Origin of the sequence: Gudongella ferriphila, from assembly GCF_046224405.1 — a bacterium.
Classification (GTDB): Bacteria; Bacillota; Clostridia; order Tissierellales; family Tissierellaceae; genus Gudongella.
Window position 1 is genome coordinate 1 of sequence record NZ_JBJXRK010000034.1, and the last position, 20,206, is coordinate 20,206.

The window sequence follows — 20,206 nt, forward strand, 5'->3', positions numbered from 1 at the left end:
GTTATTTTGGGACAGTTCTTTTTTGTTAACGGGTGATAGTACCTATGTTTGTTATTTTACCTGTTTCAACAGTTACGGAAGATCTGTAAATCGTTCCACCGAATGCTGTGATTTCATATTTTCCAGGATCCAGCGCCAACAAAAATCTTCCATTATCTGCTACTTTAGTCAAGGATGTATTCTGAGTACCCAGTGGAGTAAAGTAGATTTCTGTACCTGCAGGGAAGTTGTTTGCGATTCCAGTCAGGATACCCCTATTGGAATTGAAGGTATGTGTCTGACCTTGTGAAAGCTTCAATTGAGACCTTAAATTAAGGGTTCCATCATTTCTAAAATCTGAGTGGGAACCATAATAAATGCCATCATAAGGGTTAACACCCTTGATATCCATCTGGAAATTGATGAAATAGCTTCCAGGCTGAATTGCAATAGAGTATGAACCATCAGAATCAGTGGCATCACTGAAGAAGTGGTGTTTTCCCCCATTGCTTTCCTCCAATACTACAGCTGCACCCTCCACAGGGGTTCCATTAAAAGGATTGAGTAAAGTGCCTTTTACAAGAGAAGCGCTGTTAGAGGCCATAATGTATACTCCATTGTCTACCCAGTCATTCCCATCCGATACAGCTGCCTTTATGGTAACAGGTTTGTTGTCATCTGCTACCAAAGTGGTGTATGTTACGATTACGGAGCCGTTAGCATCAGATATTCCATAATCTGATGAAAGTTGGCTGTTTCTATCTGTTTCATCAACATTGGCCATTATGCTTATTAGAGTATTGGCCGCTGGCAAATTGTTCGGTCCATAGGTTGCAGTAGCTGTCACTTGTATTAGCTGTGACCCTCCTGCAGGCACCAATGTCTTGTCAACCTTTACCGAAATCTTTGTGTTCTCGTAGACGATTTCTTCAGCGGGATTCTCATCCTCAAATTCCACGATTTCAAATTCAACCAAATCAATTATGTGCATTCCATCAGGGCGAGGAACCTCATAAATTGCCTTGTAGGTCATCTGGGCCATCTGTGCCCTATTCATTACCCTTGCTCCCTGGTAATCCAAACCATCATCCAGATCTAAAGTCAAGGCAATTTCATTATAGTCATCTGGCCAGGACATTCCCACTTCCTCATGTTGAAGTATTCTAGTCAGTATCGTTACCCAGTGAACCATTTGAAGTGGATTTCCCGGTGCGTAGGATTCGTTTCCAACACCTTGAAGTATCCCATCCTCAGCCATGAGGTTGATCCATCCCAGTGCCCATTGATGGCTTGTTCCAACAATGTCGCTGAACATTGGGTCCCTGTTGACTGCATCGTCTGCGTCTTCCTGCGTATAGCCAAGCAGTATGGCAGCAACCTTAGCTGCAGCAGCTCTATTAAGTTCACCTTCAGGAGAAAACAATCCGTTTCCAACGCCCTGAAGTATTCCAAGACGTGACATCTCCTCAATGGCATCCCTGTGGGGACTGTTATCGATATCTCTGTAAGGCATTGCAAAGACTGTTGTGGTAGTGGCGAACAAAAGAATTATTGTCATAAGTATGGCGATATTCTTTCTCGTTTTCATCGGTAACCTCCTTTAGCTTTCTGGTTATCGGACAATCAGCTTTGTTAATAACAATGTACCATAACTTCGCAGGGATATCACGGCAAAGTGCATGGTTTCAGATGCATCCATTTGCTAGATCAGAAAACCCAATTGGGAGCAGAAAGGATAGGAGTTCCCTACAAAGGATTTGGTTAATATGGTATATTAGGAATAACATTAAACGTGAATGGTATAGAGAAATGGAGGAGAATATGGTGGTTAGGAAAAGTGTGATAGAGGTGTTAAAAGAGGATAATAATTTTCAGCGTTTCGAAGTGATAAAGAGAAATAGGAACAAGCGTCACAAGTATGGGGAGTTTTTTGTGGAGGGAGTGCGAAACATCAACGAAGCTATCAGAAACAACTGGGATATAAGCTCATTTCTATATTCTGGTGAAAGGGATCTATCCGATTGGGCGATGGATATACTTGAAAATGTTAAGGTTGAGGCATTATATCGGATGTCAGATGAACTGATGGATAAGTTGAGCGGTAAAGAAAATACATCAGAGCTGCTGGCGATTGTAAAGATGAAGCCCGATAGCATTGAAAGAATTGCAATGTCAGAGAATCCACTGATTGTAGTAATTGACAGACCATCAAACATGGGAAATCTCGGAACCCTCATTAGATCCTGTGATGCCTTGGGTGTGGATGGCCTAATGATGACGGGTCATTCTGTGGATCTGTATGACCCTGAAACCATAGTTTCATCTGTAGGCACATTTTTCAGTTTACCTGTCTTGAGATTGCCATCACACAATGAGCTGCTTGAGTGGGTTCAGAAACAGAGAGATAAAGGGATTGAGTTTCAAATTGTTGGAACCAGTGCACAGGCTGACTACCCTGTCAATAAATGTGACTTCACAAAGCCAACAGTATTGCTATTGGGAAATGAAACAGTGGGATTAAGCAGAGGCTATAAGGAGATAGCAGATACAATGGTTGAAATACCAATAAATGGAGTTGCATCCTCACTGAATGTTTCCTGTGCAGCATCAATTGTTTTGTATGAGATAAAAAGGCAAAGATATCTGTGATGCCTTTCATCCAAGGGGCATGTACAGGAAAGGAGGGCTTATGAGAATAACAGGGAACGGAAATTTGGATCCAGATTTCTCAAGAATAAAAAGAAAGGAAAAGCTGCTGTTTGAAATCAAATCCCATAATCTATATGAGAGCTATCCGTCCAGGTGGATTCTCGATAGAATTGACCCGTCTTGTGAAAACTGCTCAAAGGGTGATTCTTTCGTTGTAGTTATGAAATATTTACCAGGATTCCTTGGAGTCATACCTTTTGTGAAGCTATCAAAGAGATTCTATATCCTATGCAACAACTGTGGAGAGGAGATAGAGCTTGAGTATTGGGAATATTTGAAGCTTAAAGGAGAGGGACTTTGAAAATCCGTAATTATCTGACCTTAATGAAGGGACCCCTTTTAAAGATGTTCGATGCTTTGAAATAGAACTTGCAGATAGAGAACCAGTTGTATGGAAACTCGAGAATTGTGACCGGTCCAAAACCGATTTTCACATGCAATTGACTCAGATATTTAGATAGACACAAGCTCCCAAGTGTTTTATCAATAAATATTCTGACTTAGGGTTACAATTCAATTAATTTAGCCATTATGTGTCTACTTATTAGCTTTGTAGTTGACAATAATCCTCTTGATATTTTAAACACTTTAGTTCAAGCATATTTGCCCCTAGGTTTATTAGACCTCAAAACTGTTGATAGAAACTAATTTTGAGGTCTTTTTACAGTTGTCGGTCCAAGTGAGAGGGAAGGTTAATTGTCAACATATGACAATTAACAGACAAATACACAATAATTAGAAAATTCTTGCTTTATTCTCAACTCTTGAGTATAATCTTTATAAGTGTCATATCAAATTAAGAAAATCTTTGTTATGAATTTCGAGGGGAGGAATGCCGTACTTAATGAAAATAGTTATTTCGGCGTTAAACAAAAAGAAAATCTAAGGGGGATTCAAATGAAAAAAAGTATATCTTTATTACTTGCAATGATTATGTTGTTAAGCTTAGTTACTGGATGCGCAGCACCTGCACAAGAACCAGCGGAGGCACCAGCGGAAGCACCAGCTGAAGCTCCAGCGGAAGTGGCAAGCTACAAGATTGGCGTAATGACTGGAACAGTATCTCAAGGTGAAGAGGAATTCAGAGCTGGCGAGAACATGAAGGAAAGATATGGCGACATGATAGTCCTTTCTACATATCCTGACAGATTTATGCAGGAGCAGGAAACAACCATAACAAACATGATGGCAATGGCTTCTGATCCAGAGATAAAGGCAATCGTAATGGTACAGGCGGTACCAGGTGCGGCAGCGGCAATAGCAAGAGTTAAAGAAATGAGAGAAGACATACTATTTGTGCTTGGAGTGCCTGGAGAGGATCCAGACGTAATAGCTGAATACGGTGATGTTATCATCCAAACAAACGACCTTGCCCGTGGATCACAGATTGCACAGCAGGCAAAGGACATGGGGGCTGAAGTGCTTGTTCACTATTCATTCCCAAGACATATGTCATATGAAATGCTTGCAGCAAGAAGAGACCTAATGAAGGAAGAAGCTGAAAAGCTTGGTCTAGTATGGGTTGAGCAGGATGCTCCAGACCCAACAGGTGACGCTGGTGTTCCAGGAACACAGCAGTTCATAATGGAAGACCTTCCTAGAAAGGTTGAGGAGTATGGAGTAAATACTGCCTTCTTTGGAACAAACTGTTCCATGATGGAGCCAATGATAAGACAGACAGTTGAAACTGGAGCAATATTCCCAGTTCAGTGTTGTCCATCACCTTACCATGCATTGCCAGCAGCTCTTGGTATAGCAGTACCAGAGGACAAGGCGGGAGATCTGGATTTCATACTTAGTGAAATCGATGCAAAGGTTGACGCAGCTGGAATGGACGGAAGAGTGGCAACTTGGTCAGTTCCTGTAAACATGATGTATGTTGAGGCAGGAGTAGAGTACGCTATAGAGTACCTTGAAGGAAATACAAACGGAAAAGCTGATGCAGAAGTTCTTACCAGAATCATGGAAGAAGTTGCACAGGGAGAAATCATACTTGGAAACTATGGTAACTATGACCATTACTTCCTATACCTGGGAGCGGCTGTAGAGTTTTAGACGTTTAGACCAATAAAAATTAATAATGCAGATTACAATAATATTGTGCAAGGCTTTTGCCTTGCACAATATTATGTCACTCTCTGAAATTTGCTTAAAGGAGGGAACAAACATTTGAAGGCAGAACACAATAATGAGCATTATGTCCTTGACATGAGGGACATTGGAAAAGAGTACTATGGAACAAGAGTTTTATCGGGTATAAACATCAGCCTTAAACCAGGGGAGATTCATGGAGTGCTTGGGGAGAATGGCGCTGGAAAGTCAACACTTATGAATATTTTGTTTGGTATGTCGGTTATACATAACACAGGTGGATTTGATGGAAAGGTTTTTGTAGATGGAGAGGAAACCTTTATAAAATCACCGGTTGAAGCCATGTACAAGGGAATAGGAATGGTCCACCAGGAGTTTATGTTGATTCCTGGATACAGTATTACGGAGAATATTAAGCTTAACAGAGAAATAACCACACCTGGAATCCTGAGCAGGGTAGCCGGGAAAAAGCTTGAGACACTCAACATGGAGGAGATGAACAAGGACGCAAGAAAAGCCTTGGATAAGCTAGGGATGAATGTTGAGGAATGGGTCAAGGTTGCAGGGCTTCCAGTCAGCTATATGCAATTTGTTGAAATTGCAAGGGAGCTTGATAAGGAAAATCTAAAGGTGCTTGTATTTGATGAACCAACTGCAGTTCTTACTGAAAGCGATGCAGACAAGCTTCTGGAATCAATGAGAATGATAGCGGACTCAGGAATTGCAATCCTGTTTATTACCCACAGGCTTGATGAGGTTAAGCGTGTTGCAGATAGAATAACTGTGTTGCGGGATGGACAGCATGTTGCAACAAAGAATATCGAAGATACAGACGTGTTCGATATGGCTAACCTTATGGTTGGTCGCGAAATAAAAATGGATTCAGCAAAGTCCGTATCAAACGAGGACAAGGCTGTAAAAATGGAAATAAAGAACCTTTATGTTGACATGCCTGGAGAGGTCATAAGGGGAGTAGATCTTGATATATATGAAGGAGAAATACTTGGAGTAGGCGGTCTAGCAGGTCAAGGTAAAATAGGTCTTGCAAATGGAATTATGGGTTTATACAATTCTGAAGGGACTGTTAGGCTGGATGGTAAGGAAGTGGTACTAAACAACCCTGAAAAAGCCTTGAAGCAAGGACTGGCATTTGTTTCTGAAGACAGAAGAGGGATAGGACTTTTACTTGATAATTCAATTGAGCTTAATATTGCAGTAACTGCCATGCAGATAAAGGAACAGTTCATAAGGAGAATTGGACCATTTACCCAAACAGACAACAAGAACATAAGGGACCATGCCCTTAAGATGATCAAGGAACTGGATATTAGATGCACAGGACCACAACAGATAACAAGACGACTTAGCGGAGGAAACCAGCAAAAGGTTTGTATTGCAAGGGCACTTACATTGAATCCGAAGGTACTTTTTGTTTCTGAACCTACTAGAGGAATAGATGTTGGGGCGAAAAAACTGGTTCTGGATACCCTGCTTCAGCTCAACAAGGAATATGGAATGACAATTATAATGACATCCAGTGAATTGGCAGAGCTGAGGATGATTTCCCATAGGATTGCAATCATAAACGAAGGTAAGCTTGAAGGGGTCCTTCCACCTGATGCCAGTGATGTTGATTTCGGTCTGATGATGTCTGGTGAATACCATAAGGTCAAAGGTGAAGAGGTGAAGACGGATGGATAAGGTAAAGGTAATGGTCAATCGATTTGGACTTCCTAGGATAATAATAGTTGCATTCCTGTTGTCGCTGCTGGTAATGGCAGTAATGCTTGAGATACCACTAAACAATCTAATTTCAGATGCACTTGTCAGAACTGGTATGAATGGAATTCTTGTTTTGGCAATGGTTCCGGGGATATTAGCGGGAATAGGACTTAATTTCGGAATACCCATTGGAATAGTGTGCGGTCTTCTGGGAGGACTAATTGCTATAGAATTGGATCTGTATGGTTTTCAGGCACTCTTCACAGCTGTGGCCATAAGTATCCCATTGTCTTTAGTAGCAGGATATTTTTATGGCCTGTTGCTTAACAGGGTAAAGGGATCTGAAATGACAATCGCTACATACGTTGGTTTCTCAATAGTATCACTGATGAGTATAGGTTGGCTTGTGCTTCCATTTACCAGTGAAGATATGAGATGGCCCATAGGAACAGGATTAAGGACCACAATAACTCTTCAGGGAAGATACGAGAGGATACTGAACCAATGGGGTTCGTTTGATCTGTTTGGTGTCACAATACCAACCGGATTGCTTCTTTTCATGCTGTTTTCCTGTCTACTTGTTTGGTTGTTCTTAAGGTCAAAAACTGGAGTAGCAATGATAGCTGCTGGAGATAGCCCCAAATTTGCTACAGCATCAGGTATAAATGTAAATAGGATGCGTATAGTGGGTACAATGCTATCAACTGCACTAAGTGCTGTAGGAATCGTAATTTATAGCCAAAGCTTTGGGTTTATTCAGCTTTACCAAGCGCCTATGTTCATGAGCTTTGCTGCTGTTGCGGCTGTCCTAATTGGAGGAGCATCAATAAAGAAAGCTAATATAGCAAACGTTTTAATCGGAGCATTTTTGTTCCAGTCTCTGCTTGTTGTTTCACTTCCCGTTGCAAATAAAATACTGGAAGATGTCAGCAGTTTGGCTGAAATTGCTCGTATTGTTATAAGTAACGGTATAATTCTTTATGCACTGACACAGATTGGAGGTGGAGAATAATGGATGACAATATAAAAATCACCCCACCTGAACTGAGTATGGGACAAAAAATCAAAAAGACGCTAACACACAATATGGTTACAGTTTTCTTCATTGTCCTCTGTATAATAGGTTTCTACTACTCGGGGTTGACATTTGGATTTCTTTTGAATGATATTGTTACGCGTATGGTGAGAAACAGCTTTCTTGTATTGGCGCTGCTCTTGCCTGTAATGGCAGGAATGGGACTTAACTTTGCCATAGTGCTTGGTGCCATGTGCGCCCAGGCAGCGGTTATATTTGTCACGCATTGGGGAATTGTAGGTCTTCCAGGGATTGGAGTAACAATTCTTTTGACAACTCCACTGGCCATGCTGCTGGGATACCTGACAGGACTTTTGTTCAATAAGGCAAAGGGTCAGGAAATGATTGGTGGGATGATTCTGGGATTCTTCTCAAATGGAATTTACCAGTTGATTTTCCTTATTCTAATCGGAGCTGTAATCCCATTTAACAACGAAACCCTTGTACTTAGTTCTGGTGTTGGTCTTAGAACAACAATTGACCTGGCTGATGGTTTGAAGTACGCAATAGATGATTTCTGGAGACTTCCGTTCACAACTGCAGGAATGGGCTTTGGAGCTTTGATGCTGGTCCATGGAATCATACGGTATATAAAGGGGATTCCTTCCCTTGGACATAAACCTGGAAACAAGAAGTATATACTTTCAAGTGTTACAGGGGTTGCACTGGCAGGATGGCTTTACTACATAAAGGGAACAGCATCCTTTATTAACTTCATCAAGGTTCCGATGCTAACAGCCATACTGATTGGTCTGATGTGTGTTTTCACCACTTATTTCATCAGGACCAAGCTTGGACAGGACTTTAGGACAGTTGGTCAGGACAGGCACATTGCAGATGTATCAGGAATTCATTCTGACAAAACTAGGCTGACTGCAATGATAATGTCCACTGTGTTTGCATCCTGGGGACATGTTATATTCCTGCAGAACCTGGGAACATTTTCAACCTATGGTAGTCACGAGCAGATTGGATTCTATTCAGTCGCTGCCCTACTGATAGGTGGTGCGTCAGTTACAAATGCTAAGATCAGTCACGCACTACTGGGAACCCTTTTGTTCCATACGCTGTTTATAGTATCTCCACTTGCAGGTAGAAATCTGTTTGGTGATGCCCAGCTTGGAGAATATTTCCGTGTGTTTGTTGCTTATGGTGTCATAGGTGTTTCACTTGTAATGCATGCCTGGAGAAAGCAGCTTGAAAACAAGAGAAGATTAAGCCAGCAGTAGTATAGGTGCAACTATAAGATTTCAAGAGGTTTCAGGATAATCCTGGAGCCTCTTTTGCATCACTTGACTAAAAAAACTCACAGGATATAATTAACTATAATGGAAAAAGGGTAAAAAGGTTCTACAAACTGGATTTAAGGAGGATAATGATGAAAAAAATCAAGATCGCAGACGGGATACATATGTTATCCATGAATGTAGAGGATATGCTTTTTGAAGGAATCTGGGAAATTGCAAACGGAGTTACCCTAAACTCATATATTGTACAGGGTGAAAAGACTGCAATCATTGACGGGGTAATAGGCTGGGATGGGATACCGGAAACCCTGTACAAGAATCTTGAAGAGATTAATGTTCATCCAAAGGACATAGATTATCTGATAGTAAACCACATGGAGCCTGACCACTCAGGCTGGATTTCAAATTTCGAGAAGATCAAGGATGATTTTACAATAGTATGTACAGAAAAAGCTGCAAAGCTTGTGACCTCATTCTATGGAAAGGACAAGATCCAGGTTGTCAAGGAAGGCGATACCCTGGACCTTGGAAATGGCAAGGTCTTAAGCTTCCATCCGGTACCGAACGTTCACTGGCCAGACACCATGTATTCCTATGAACACAGCACCAAGACACTCTTCTCATGTGACATGTACGGAGCCTTTGGAAAGATGGGTGACCATCATTTTGACGATGAGATGACACCTGAAGAGGAAGAGTTTTTTGAAAAGGAAGGAATAAGATACTATTCAAATGTAATGACCACCTTTACACCAATGCTCAGAAAAGCAATAGAGAAATCAAAGGAATTTGAAATAAACACCATCGCACCAGGGCACGGGCCCCTTTATAGAGGAAACCCTGAGAAGATAATGAATGATTATACCAGGTTCTCCAATTACGCTGAAGGAGCAGGAAAGAATGAGATCACAATACTATGGGGATCAATGTATGGTATGACCGGCAAGGCAATAGCCTTTGCTGAAGAGATTCTAAAAAGAGAGGGAGTAAAGTATAACAAGCTGGAAATGCCCCTTGAAAGTGAAAGTGAAATGGTCGCTACTGTGTTTAAGTCAGCAGGTATCATAATAGCTGCACCAACCTATGAGTACAAGCTATTCCCACCTGTGGCAGCTGCACTTGATGAGATTGGCAGGAAGAAGATAACAGGGAAGGCAGCCTTCAGGTTTGGATCCTATGGATGGTCCGGAGGAGCTGAGAAGGAGCTGGCTGAAATTCTTGAAAGAAACAGAATGAAATGGGACATGGTCCCTTCAGTGGAGTTTGAAGGCTCGCCCAAGGCAGGTGACTTTGAGAAGATTGAAGCCGGAATCCTGGAGCTTATAGGCAAAATGAAGGACAAGATAGTGGAGTAAAATACAGGCTGGTCCCCAGAGGGGGACTGGCTATTTTTGTGGGGCGTTACAGGGATACCCTACATAAAAATACAAGAGATGTCGGGTATAGGTTCTCCTATTTTGATATATTCACAATTGAAAGGAGCATTGGATATGAACTGGTTTGACAGAATGAACAGCGCACTTGAATACATTGAGGACAATCTTTCAGGAGAGATTGACTATTCTGCTGCTGCAGAGAAGGCACAATGCTCAGTGTCCAATTTTCATCGGATGTTTTCATTCGTAGTGGATTTATCATTATCTGAATATATTCGTAGAAGAAGACTTTCCCTTGCGGCAATGGAGCTTAAGAGAAGTGACATCAAAATAATTGATCTTGCATTGAAATATGGATATGAGTCGCCGGATTCATTTACAAGGGCTTTTCAAAAGCTACATGGAATCGCACCATCCATGGCTAGAAAGCAGGAGGCGCAGTTAAAAGTCTATCCAAGGATTTCCTTTCAGATTTCGATAAAGGGAGATGTTGAGATGAATTACAGAATTGTTGAGAAGGAACAGGTCAAGGTATTTGGGAAGAGCATTTCTGTGGGGATCGATGAGGATCCAAATGAAATCCTGCCTAAGCTTTGGGTGGATATTCAGGAGGATGGAACCTACCAAAAAATCTGTAAGGCTGCAGGAGCTAAGCCCTGTGAGGATATTTCATTGGGCGGTGCATTTTATGATTCTGAAGATCCCAAGTCTGTAAAGTACAATTACATGATATTCACTGAGTATGAAGATGGGATGGAGATTCCTCAGGATCTGGACTCGATTATCATCCCAGGGGGAAAGTGGGCGGTCTTTTCAGAAGGGTACGACGATGTTGATGAATGCTCAAGTAAGGTGCAGAGCTTGTGGAGAAGACTGATGTCAGGATGGATACTTTCCTCTGAGTACCATATTGCCAAGGGGCCCCAGTTGGAGGCGTATCCTCTCGATAGGAATGTGGTTGAAATATGGATTCCGCTTTTGGAAAAATAGAGTTTTGAAAGGAGTGATGACTTGCCAGCCTTTGATTTTAAGAAAGAGTACAAGAACCTGTACAATCCCAAGAAGGAACCGGAGATCATCGATGTTCCAGAGATGAATTTTATAATGGTGGAGGGTTCTGGAGATCCAAACACCTCAGAATCATACAGGGAGGCGATTGAAACCCTCTACGGATTGTCCTATACAATCAAGATGAGCAAGAAGGATGTTACCCAGCCAGAGGGTTACTTTGACTTTGTGGTGCCCCCATTGGAAGGTCTGTGGTGGTTTGATGAGGATTATTTCAATGGTGAGGTAAAAAGCCGAAAGGATGAGTTCAATTGGATTATGATGATACGACAACCGGATTTTGTGACTGAAGAGGTATTTGAAACGGCAAAAGATTTGCTTTCCAGAAAGAAACCAGACCTGGATATATCCATGGCAATGCTAATAGAGCACAAAGAAGGTCTTTGCGCTCAGATTATGCATATAGGTCCTTATGACGATGAACATTTCAGTGTAAACAAACTGGAGGAACATATCAAGGCAAAAGGGTACAAGACAGTTATGGAAGGATGGAGGCAGCATCATGAGATCTACCTAAGCGACCCAAGAAAATCAGCACCTGAAAAGCTCAAGACCATAATCCGTCATCCAATCGTCAAGAGGTGAAGCTACAATTCAATCCAATACCGTTTGATTATTTCTCCGTCCACCTGAACATCCTTGTCAAAGACTCCGCCGTTGACAAGGATTGTTTTCTTGCTGGCAATATTGTCTGCATCACAGGTCACCATAACCCTGCTTAAGCCATGCTTCCTGCATTTTTGAAGGACCAGCTTAAGCATTTCTTTTGCATAGCCCTTTCTTCTTTCCCCAGGTCTTACTGAGTAGCCGATATGGCCCCCCCAAAGTCCTAGGATTGGGTGGTCAATATGGTGTCTGAAGTCTATGATTCCGACAATTCTCTTGTCTTCAGTTCTCACTGCCAAATATGTATTTGAGGAAACCTTTCCTTGTGGACAGGTCTCTTCATTTTCAAGAAGGTCTATTTCGTGAAGCCAACTTTCAGCAGTTTCCTGGTCCCTTAGACTTCCGCATCCTGCCATGCTGTCTTTTGATTGGAGGAATTCATCCCTATATGCCATTATATCCTGGGCATATTCAATAGAGGGTTTTACTAGTTTGATATTGGACATGTCATCACCGTCTTCCAAGTAATTTAGTTAAATGATACTATATTAATCCTTTACGTTCAACATAAACCGTTGATATTTAAACATAGTAAAGGGGCTCCCCGAAATAATCGGGAAACCCCTGCTACTGTTTTGTATCGGTCTATGCCTCTAGAGGCTTCATAACTGTTTTCTTTCTTTTTTCCTTCACTGGCTTCTGTTTCTTTTCCTTAACAGTCTTGTAGGTCATTGAAATTCCAGTAAATCCATAGAACATGGAAATCAAGGGAGTTAGAAATGCCAGAAAACTGAATGGGAGGTATGCACCCACTGGCACTCCAATAGTGGCAGCTGTGTATATTCCTGCTCCTGTCCATGGAATCAAGGCACCAGCCTGTGTAGCAGTGTCCTCAAGTACTCTTGACAGATTTTCGGGCTTCAGGTTCATCCTATCAAATATGGGCTTCATAAGGGTTCCAGTCATGACTGTTGAGAAGTAGATTGACCCTCCTATAGCCAGTGTAATATAGCTTACTATGACCGTTACTGACACCAAGGAGCCAGTGTGCTTGATCCTGTGCGAAAATGAACCTATCAAGGTCTCCAGAACGCCTGATTCCCCAAGCATTCCACCAAGACTTAATGCAAATAGGAACAATGCTATCAGTGGCAGCATGCTCAGCAATCCACCTCTTTGAAGCAGGCTGTCCACAGTTGCTATGCCGGCTTCCACCTGGTAGCCGCCATACATTACAGAAATTGTCTCATTCAGGGTGAAACCCTGATAAAGTATGGCAATAAGTCCACCTGCAAGTGCAGCAATAAAGATTGAGGGGAGTGCCGGCTTCTTGATCATCATCAGACCAATAAGAGTAACGATTGGTATCAATGGTATCAGTCCAAGATTAAAGGTTCCGGACAGATAATCCATTAGCATATTGACGCTAGCTGCATCTACCCTTGAGGCACTATATCCCAGCCCGATTACTGTAAATATTATTGCTGTTATAACATATGAGGGAACAGTTGTCCAAAGCATGTGCTTGATATGTCCGAAAAGCGTTCCTCCGGTAATTGCAGGCGCAAGATTGGTTGTATCGGACAAGGGTGACATCTTATCACCAAAGTATGCTCCACTGATTATTGCTCCTGCAGTGATGCCTGCCGGTACGCCAAGGGTTTCACCCACTCCCATCATTGCTATCCCTGCTGTACCAATTGCACCCCAGGATGTTCCTGTTGTAAGAGCTACAACTGATGTGAAGAACAGGGCTGACACAAGGAAAAACCTTGGTGATATTATCTCAATTCCGTAATATATAAGTGTGGGTACTGTACCTGATGCAATCCATGTACCAATCAACATACCTACTGTTATAAGAATCAATCCTGATTGCAGAGCCTTGCTCATTGATTCGAACATTGAGGCTTCTATTTGCTTATAGGTAAAGCCAAGACCGAGCATAAATGGAATCAAGGCAAACATCCCTATAAACATAAGTATCTGTATGGGGGCATCAAAGACCAGTATTCCAACTGAAATAATTGCAACTACTGCAAACAGCATTGCAAGGGAATACTTAAAGCTAGGTTTTCTAATACTATCGGTTTCCAAAAAAACACTCCTTCATAATTTTAAAAATTCATTCACTTAATATTCGTACAAACTGTGCCATTAACTAGTTTTCACTTCAGATCAATTTTGGGAATCTAAATAGGCGGGGTGTTGTGGGAAATTATCGATGGTTCATCAATAATTTTGATCTCAAATATTCACACTTACCTTAGCATCGTATAACAAAATGGAGTTTTCATCAATATCGGAAAACTACATATAATTTCCATTAGTAGTCTAAGACCATCCTCGGGTCATATATGCTTAACTATTCACAGTATAACTGGAGTATTCTCCATATTTGTCTAAAATACTCACTAATTTGATCTGTAGTAGCGTAAAAGGGATCTAAAGGAAGGAAAAACTGTAAAAATGTGAAAAAATAAGCATGTTAACTAAATTTACTGCAACCTTCTTAGTGATTTGTTGTATAATCAAGGTGACACGATATCACAAGAAGATGAGTAAGCTACTCGTAAGATTTGAAAACCGGAGGTAGAGATGAGAATACTGAAGACTACATTGGATAAAATCCAGGATATGATGGTAAAAAACATTACGGAAAACAGAATCACAGTGGATTCATTCTGGAAAGATCATACTATGGAAGGCAATCACTACTCCATCCAGGATGGAGATTCATCCATTGGCTACTTCATAGTTCATGGAGGGGACACCATAACCTCCTTCTATCTGGAGGAAGAATATGCACATTACGGTCAGGAGTTATTTGAGCAGATAAAAAAATATGAGAAGGTGACAAATGCCCTGGTACCTACAGGGGATGAGTTCTTTTTGGCCCATTGTGTGGATAGCTTCCAAAGAATGGAGAAACAGGCATATTTTTCACTTTACAAAGAAGAAGAGCCCTCCGATTTTATCAGAAAAGATATAACCTTTGAAAGGGTACTGTCAAGGGAGGATATTTCAATTGTAAAACTTGCTGGAGATTTTTTCAGAGAGGACGAGGGTGAATGGATTCTTAAGAATAGAGATTATTACAGGGTCTACAAGGTGCTTGAGTATGGGGAGTTGGTTGGATTTGGAGTGGTTGAGACCGGGAGAGTCCAAGAAAACATAGCCAGCATAGGCATGTTTGTTATGGAAGAGAAGCGGCAACTGGGCTATGCAAAGAATATATTGAGACAGTTGAAGGAGCTTGTTGAAAAGGAAGGATATGAAGCCAGGTCTGGATGCTGGTACTATAACCACAACTCATTGAAGAGCATGAAAAGTGCTGGGGCTTATCCAAAGAGTAGACTCCTAAGGTTTTACTTCTAGTTTGCCATAATTAATAATATTAATTTCAATTCTAATGAAATTTTAATCTTTCTTAAATTGTGTTTAAAGGTTGTGCTGCTACAATTAAACCATACTAAACAATAGGAGGTTTTAAATATGGTAACTTTGGAACAGGTTGAAAAATTAAGGGAGTATGCAAACATTTCTTACGAGGAAGCGAAATTGGCTCTTGAGGAGACAGATGGTGACATTCTTGAAGCGATAGTAAATCTTGAGAAGAGAAACAGGATCAACAGACCTGAGGGAGGCGGAAGTTTCAGTTCAGACAAGGCTAAAGAGGAATCTCAGGAGAAGAGCAGCGGAACAGGTGGCAGTAACTACACCAAGCCGGAAGGGTCATCGTTTGGACAGATGATAGGAAAATTCTTCAGAAGCCTTGGAGAAATCGTAGGCAAGGGAAACAGGAACACCTTTGATGTCATGAAGGGTGAGGAAAGGGTAATGTCCATTCCGGTGACAATAATGGCTATACTACTTCTCTTTACATTCTGGATAACAATACCATTGGTGATCGTAGGGCTGTTCTTTGGGTACAGGTACAGAATAATAGGACCAGATTTGGGGAAGGAAAATGTCAACAAGGCCATGGATTCAGTGGCAGATGCAGCTGTAAAATTCAAGGATGAAGTTAAGGGTGATATGAATGATGGAAAGGATTCTAATAATTGAAGATGAGGAAAAAATAGCTCGCTTCATTGAACTTGAGCTTAAATATGAGGGCTACGAAGTTGAGAAGGCATTGAATGGGAGGGATGGGTTGGAGTTTGCAACAACCCAGCCATTTGACTTGATTCTCTTGGACATAATGCTTCCTGAGCTGAATGGGATTGAGGTCTTAAGAAGAATAAGAAGGGTTTCAGATGTGCCCATATTGCTGCTTACAGCAAGGGATGCAGTGGTGGACAAGGTTGCAGGTCTTGACGGTGGTGCTGATGATTATATCACAAAACCATTTGCAATTGAGGAACTACTTGCAAGGATCAGGGTAGGCTTGAGAAAAAGAACCAGCGACAATACATCAAAACCATCCACAGAAATATCAGCGGGAAGGTTATCGTTGGATCCAGTCAAACGGGAGGTCAAGGTTGATGAAACAATCATTGACCTCACCAAGAAGGAATTCGACCTGCTTTACTATCTTATGGAAAACAAGAACATTGTAATTAGTCGCGAGACAATACTAGAGCACATTTGGGGGTATGATTTTACCGGAGAGACCAATGCTGTGGATGTGTACATTAGATACCTTCGATCAAAAATTGAGGAACCCTTTGGCCTGAAAGCAATTCATACAGTACGTGGAGTGGGGTATGTGATAAAGGATGAACAGGACTAGAAGCACTGCATCAGGTACAATTAGGAATAGGATCCAATCCTCCCTGGTCTTAAGGCTGAATGTGAGGATGATGGGAAGATTGCTTGCAGGATTTTTATCAGTGAATATGGTCATAATCCTGATAAGCTTTTTTGTGGTTTTTTGGAATGCGGAGAATGGAATAGATGGAATGGTCCAATTATCCACTAGATTTGATAATGTTGGAGAACTGCAGTTTGGAAAATTTCAATTGGTCCAAGAAGAAGAAATTCTATCTGGTTTTGAAATTAACCAGACATTCCTGGAATACCTGGACAGGGATGACACTGGAGGAACAAGAAAGCTGGGGATTTCTGAAGAAGATCTTCAAAAAGACATTCTACAAAGAATTGAGACAATCAAGTATTCTGCGCGGATTCAGATGGGCAACAACGATATTTTCATATACTACCCGATTGGAAATGACTTTATGATCCTTTTGGGACTTTTTCTTATTATAATCGGATTTGAGATAATTATCCTGACAACCGGATTTGTTAAAGGCTCAAGGATGATCAGAAGAACCTTAAGGCCCCTTAACGAGCTGGCTGAAGCTGCCAGAAGCTTGAATCAGGAGGTTGCTTCAATGGGGTCCAAGTCCCAGGACAGGTATCTGAAGGATCTTGCCGGAGCCATAAGCACCATTGATGCCAACAGACTTGATGAACAGATCTCCGTGGACAGCTACCAGGAGGAGCTAAAGGGCCTTGCAGCTGCAATAAATCAGATGTTAATTAGAATAAACAATTCCTACCAATCCCAGGTCCAGTTTGTATCAGATGCATCCCACGAATTGAGAACCCCAATATCGGTAATTCAGGGGTATGTGAATCTGCTTGACCGGTGGGGGAAAAATGATGAAAAAACCCTGCAGGAATCCATAGATGCCATTAAGGGCGAGACGGAGAGCATGAAGGAGCTGGTAGAGCAGCTGCTGTTTCTTGCTAGAGGAGATAATGAAACAATCCAGCTTCACAAGGAGACCTTCGACGTTTGCGAAGTAATTCATGAAATAGCCAGAGAGGCTGAGATGATCGATGCCAGTCACGATTTCCAAATGGACTTGAAGTGTCAGGCATTTGTTGATGCCGACAAGCAGCTGATAAAACAGGCCATAAGGATACTTGTGGATAATAGCATCAAATATACTCCAGAAGGAGAGAAGATTATCCTTAGAGTTGCTGGAGATGAGGGCACCATAAAGATTACAGTTCAGGATAGTGGGATAGGCATTCCGCCGGAGAGCATCCCTAGGATATTTGACAGATTTTACAGGTCAGATGAATCAAGGGCAAGGAAAACCGGGGGCTCCGGTCTTGGCCTATCAATTGCCCAATGGATCATCGAAAGGCATGATGCCCATTTTGAAGTATTAAGCAGGGTTGACATTGGTACCCGGATTACAATTGTTATGCCAAGGGCATGAGTCACCGGGGACTGAGTCACCGGGGACGGTTCTTTTTGACTCATTTTTAGTGGATACCAAACCTTAGGGGTGCACCGAATAATCGGTGCACCCCTTTCTGGATGGATTTATCCTAGAGGACAGTCTTCAATATTGATAACTCTGTTTCTCTGATTATTTCCCCTAAGTTCAACTGATGATTTCCCCAGGTTCCCATTTTCTCTTCCATTGCCTCTTGGATAACTGCTCAATGCGGAGGAGTCTCTTTCAACTTGTCTTTCAAATGCTTCCAAATGATGTTCTGATGCCGTTTTAAGTCTTTCAAATGTTAGTCTCATATCTTCAGGCAGATCCTGAGCAAGGAATTTTTCGTACATTTCAATGTTTTTTATTTCAGCTTCCACTCCAATTGCATAGGCCTCTTCTAGACTTTCAGGTATAGTTACCCTTGATTTCCAATCCTCTGATGGGATCTGAATACCATACTCTTCAAACAGAGGTTCCAAAAGCTTTATGTGAGTCTCTTCAGCCTTAAGAATGTTTGCAAAAGGTCTGCTTACATCAAAGTTTTCCATTATAGCTACGTATTCCTCAAGGGCTAGATACTCATCCTCCATAGCGTAATCGAGCATTTCATCAATTTCAAAGCTGCTTTCAGAAAGAGCTCCTGTGGCTCCTATTTCATTGCTTTCGGCAAAGGCTGTAATTCCAGTTGAACTTGATAGTATAACCCCCATTGCCATAAAAGTTCCAAGGGTTCTTTTTATTGATTTTTTCATTTCTAGCATCTCCTTTTCATTTGTTGTTTTAGTTCTTGGTTCAAGTATATCCTGAGCTTGTGATGAAATAATGATGGAGATATTAAAAAACAGTGAACTTATTTATTTGAATGAAATCTGACTGTAACTAATGGTATTTGACATATGTTTAATACGGAGTATAATTGAATTGTAGAGAATGATTTTTACTGTTGGCAGGAGGTGTTAGCTATGCCTAGAGGCAATAGAACAGGACCTGCTGGAGCCGGTAGAGGTACTGGGCTTGGCAATCGGTCAGGGCAAGGTAGTGGAAGGATGGGAGGCCCTGTCAGTGGAGGACCACAAGGCATGTGTGTTTGTCCAGAATGTGGGACAGAGGTACCACATGGAAGAGGGGAACCATGCAACCAGATGAAATGTCCAAACTGTGGGTCTGTTATGACAAGAAAATAATTGGTCCAATCAATCGATTGAAATAACACAAGCTAAATTTAATACCAAGATACTAAACGATAAGTAACTGGGTTCTCTCTGTTGCTTATTGTTTTTTGGAAGTACAAAGGAGGAATGGTTATGGATTCGAATATAACTTTTGTTTGGGTTGCCGTATTTGCACTAAGCGCAATGGTTGTAAATTCAATTGGGATATATGCAATTTACAAGAACAAGAAATGGGTTGAGAAGAACAAGGAATATTTTATGTGTTTTGCTGCAGGGGTCCTTATATCTTCACCACTTATAATAGCTTTCCCACAGGCTATTGAAAAGAATGCCAATGCGGGATTTGCAGCACTTGGTGGGTTTGTCTTTATGTTTTTCAGCAATAAGATAATCAAGTACAAGACCAAGCGGGATGTACTTGCCTTTGGAATAACAGCACTTGAAGGAATAGGAATACACTCCTTCATAGACGGCATCACATATGCGGTCACCTTTAGTGCAAGCATATATACCGGCCTTCTTGCAGGGATAGGACTTGTAGTTCATGAATTTGCAGAGGGGGTAATAACCTTTTCGGTACTTGTAAGTGGAGGTGTCAGCGAGAAAAAAGCACTAATGTATGCTTTTCTGGTGGCAGGACTTACCACTCCAATAGGAGCTTATGTAGCGTTTCCATTTGTAAGTCGCTTAAACAGTGAGATTCTTGGGTTGGCACTTGGTTTTGTGGTTGGAGTTCTTATTTTCATTTCAGCATCACATCTTCTTCCTGAAGCTACTGCTCATGAGAAGGGACACTCCTACGTTGCCTTGATGTCTGGAATCTGTCTTTCTCTTTTGATTATGATTACAAAATAGGGGTTATTGAGAGTAGGTAATCTATAAAAGTTTTTCAATCATAATTGCATAATTAAAATTTTGTGTTATAATGATACCGTAATAAATCAATAGAAAGGCAAGGTAATATATACGATGAAGT

Annotated in this window: 19 protein-coding genes; 15 read left to right on the forward strand and 4 right to left on the reverse strand. The window is 41.4% G+C overall.

Annotated features, from left to right (window positions below):
- Nucleotides 1-25 precede the first annotated feature (25 nt).
- Entirely contained in the window at nucleotides 26-1,567 is a 1,542-nt protein-coding gene (locus tag ACKVDP_RS12420; RefSeq protein WP_409229201.1) for an S-layer homology domain-containing protein, read from the reverse strand.
- A 233-nt stretch (nucleotides 1,568-1,800) separates the two neighbouring features.
- On the opposite strand from ACKVDP_RS12420, the gene ACKVDP_RS12425 reads away from it, so the two are divergent.
- The 9 genes from ACKVDP_RS12425 to ACKVDP_RS12465 all read left to right on the forward strand — a co-directional run bounded on the left by ACKVDP_RS12425 (nucleotide 1,801) and on the right by ACKVDP_RS12465 (nucleotide 11,852).
- Nucleotides 1,801-2,628 (forward strand): TrmH family RNA methyltransferase, encoded by an 828-nt coding sequence (locus tag ACKVDP_RS12425; RefSeq protein WP_409229202.1) that lies wholly within the window; start codon nucleotides 1,801-1,803, stop codon nucleotides 2,626-2,628.
- A 40-nt stretch (nucleotides 2,629-2,668) separates the two neighbouring features.
- Nucleotides 2,669-2,989, forward strand: coding sequence for a hypothetical protein (locus tag ACKVDP_RS12430; protein ID WP_409229203.1), 321 nt, complete (start codon nucleotides 2,669-2,671; stop codon nucleotides 2,987-2,989).
- A gap of 596 nt (nucleotides 2,990-3,585) precedes the next feature.
- Complete coding sequence (locus tag ACKVDP_RS12435) at nucleotides 3,586-4,743, forward strand: DUF3798 domain-containing protein (RefSeq protein WP_409229204.1); 1,158 nt, start codon at nucleotides 3,586-3,588, stop codon at nucleotides 4,741-4,743.
- A 114-nt stretch (nucleotides 4,744-4,857) separates the two neighbouring features.
- A complete protein-coding gene (locus ACKVDP_RS12440; protein ID WP_409229205.1) occupies nucleotides 4,858-6,480 on the forward strand; it encodes a sugar ABC transporter ATP-binding protein in 1,623 nt (540 codons plus the stop codon).
- Complete coding sequence (locus ACKVDP_RS12445; RefSeq protein ID WP_409229206.1) at nucleotides 6,473-7,513, forward strand: ABC transporter permease subunit; 1,041 nt, start codon at nucleotides 6,473-6,475, stop codon at nucleotides 7,511-7,513. Before ACKVDP_RS12440 ends, ACKVDP_RS12445 begins: the two co-directional genes overlap by 8 nt.
- Nucleotides 7,513-8,805: an ABC transporter permease subunit gene (locus tag ACKVDP_RS12450; protein WP_409229207.1), complete on the forward strand. Its 1,293-nt coding sequence runs from the start codon at nucleotides 7,513-7,515 to the stop codon at nucleotides 8,803-8,805. Before ACKVDP_RS12445 ends, ACKVDP_RS12450 begins: the two co-directional genes overlap by 1 nt.
- A 149-nt stretch (nucleotides 8,806-8,954) precedes the next feature.
- A complete protein-coding gene (locus ACKVDP_RS12455) occupies nucleotides 8,955-10,178 on the forward strand; it encodes an FprA family A-type flavoprotein (protein WP_409229208.1) in 1,224 nt (407 codons plus the stop codon).
- Between the two features lie 135 nt (nucleotides 10,179-10,313).
- Nucleotides 10,314-11,189, forward strand: coding sequence for an AraC family transcriptional regulator (locus ACKVDP_RS12460; protein WP_409229209.1), 876 nt, complete (start codon nucleotides 10,314-10,316; stop codon nucleotides 11,187-11,189).
- A 21-nt stretch (nucleotides 11,190-11,210) separates the two neighbouring features.
- Entirely contained in the window at nucleotides 11,211-11,852 is a 642-nt protein-coding gene (locus tag ACKVDP_RS12465; protein WP_409229210.1) for a GyrI-like domain-containing protein, read from the forward strand.
- Between the two features lie 2 nt (nucleotides 11,853-11,854).
- Here ACKVDP_RS12465 and ACKVDP_RS12470 read toward each other — a convergent pair whose 3' ends face one another.
- Together ACKVDP_RS12470 and nhaC are read right to left on the reverse strand one after the other, a co-directional pair.
- Nucleotides 11,855-12,379 carry a GNAT family N-acetyltransferase gene (locus ACKVDP_RS12470; RefSeq protein WP_409229211.1) on the reverse strand — a complete coding sequence of 175 codons (525 nt, stop codon included), beginning with the start codon at nucleotides 12,377-12,379 and terminating at the stop codon, nucleotides 11,855-11,857.
- A gap of 139 nt (nucleotides 12,380-12,518) precedes the next feature.
- Nucleotides 12,519-13,970 (reverse strand): Na+/H+ antiporter NhaC, encoded by a 1,452-nt coding sequence (nhaC, locus tag ACKVDP_RS12475; protein ID WP_409229212.1) that lies wholly within the window; start codon nucleotides 13,968-13,970, stop codon nucleotides 12,519-12,521.
- 501 nt (nucleotides 13,971-14,471) lie between these two features.
- Here nhaC and ACKVDP_RS12480 point away from each other — a divergent pair.
- From ACKVDP_RS12480 to ACKVDP_RS12495, 4 genes are all read left to right on the forward strand, one after another.
- Nucleotides 14,472-15,251 (forward strand): GNAT family N-acetyltransferase, encoded by a 780-nt coding sequence (locus ACKVDP_RS12480; RefSeq protein ID WP_409229213.1) that lies wholly within the window; start codon nucleotides 14,472-14,474, stop codon nucleotides 15,249-15,251.
- Between the two features lie 117 nt (nucleotides 15,252-15,368).
- Entirely contained in the window at nucleotides 15,369-15,941 is a 573-nt protein-coding gene (locus ACKVDP_RS12485) for a DUF4342 domain-containing protein (RefSeq protein ID WP_409229214.1), read from the forward strand.
- Nucleotides 15,919-16,608, forward strand: a complete 690-nt coding sequence (locus ACKVDP_RS12490; RefSeq protein ID WP_409229215.1) for a response regulator transcription factor — start codon at nucleotides 15,919-15,921, stop codon at nucleotides 16,606-16,608. The genes ACKVDP_RS12485 and ACKVDP_RS12490 overlap by 23 nt, the downstream gene beginning before the upstream one ends.
- Entirely contained in the window at nucleotides 16,595-18,052 is a 1,458-nt protein-coding gene (locus ACKVDP_RS12495; protein ID WP_409229216.1) for a sensor histidine kinase, read from the forward strand. The genes ACKVDP_RS12490 and ACKVDP_RS12495 overlap by 14 nt, the downstream gene beginning before the upstream one ends.
- A 107-nt stretch (nucleotides 18,053-18,159) precedes the next feature.
- Here the strand turns inward: ACKVDP_RS12495 and ACKVDP_RS12500 are convergent, their stop codons facing one another.
- On the reverse strand, nucleotides 18,160-18,810 hold the full coding sequence (locus ACKVDP_RS12500; protein ID WP_409229217.1) for a hypothetical protein: 651 nt from the start codon (nucleotides 18,808-18,810) through the stop codon (nucleotides 18,160-18,162).
- 262 nt (nucleotides 18,811-19,072) lie between these two features.
- Here ACKVDP_RS12500 and ACKVDP_RS12505 point away from each other — a divergent pair, with 262 nt between their 5' ends.
- Together ACKVDP_RS12505 and ACKVDP_RS12510 are read left to right on the forward strand one after the other, a co-directional pair.
- Nucleotides 19,073-19,204: a hypothetical protein gene (locus ACKVDP_RS12505; protein WP_409229218.1), complete on the forward strand. Its 132-nt coding sequence runs from the start codon at nucleotides 19,073-19,075 to the stop codon at nucleotides 19,202-19,204.
- A 158-nt stretch (nucleotides 19,205-19,362) separates the two neighbouring features.
- Nucleotides 19,363-20,085, forward strand: a complete 723-nt coding sequence (locus tag ACKVDP_RS12510) for a ZIP family metal transporter (RefSeq protein ID WP_409229219.1) — start codon at nucleotides 19,363-19,365, stop codon at nucleotides 20,083-20,085.
- Nucleotides 20,086-20,206 lie beyond the last annotated feature (121 nt).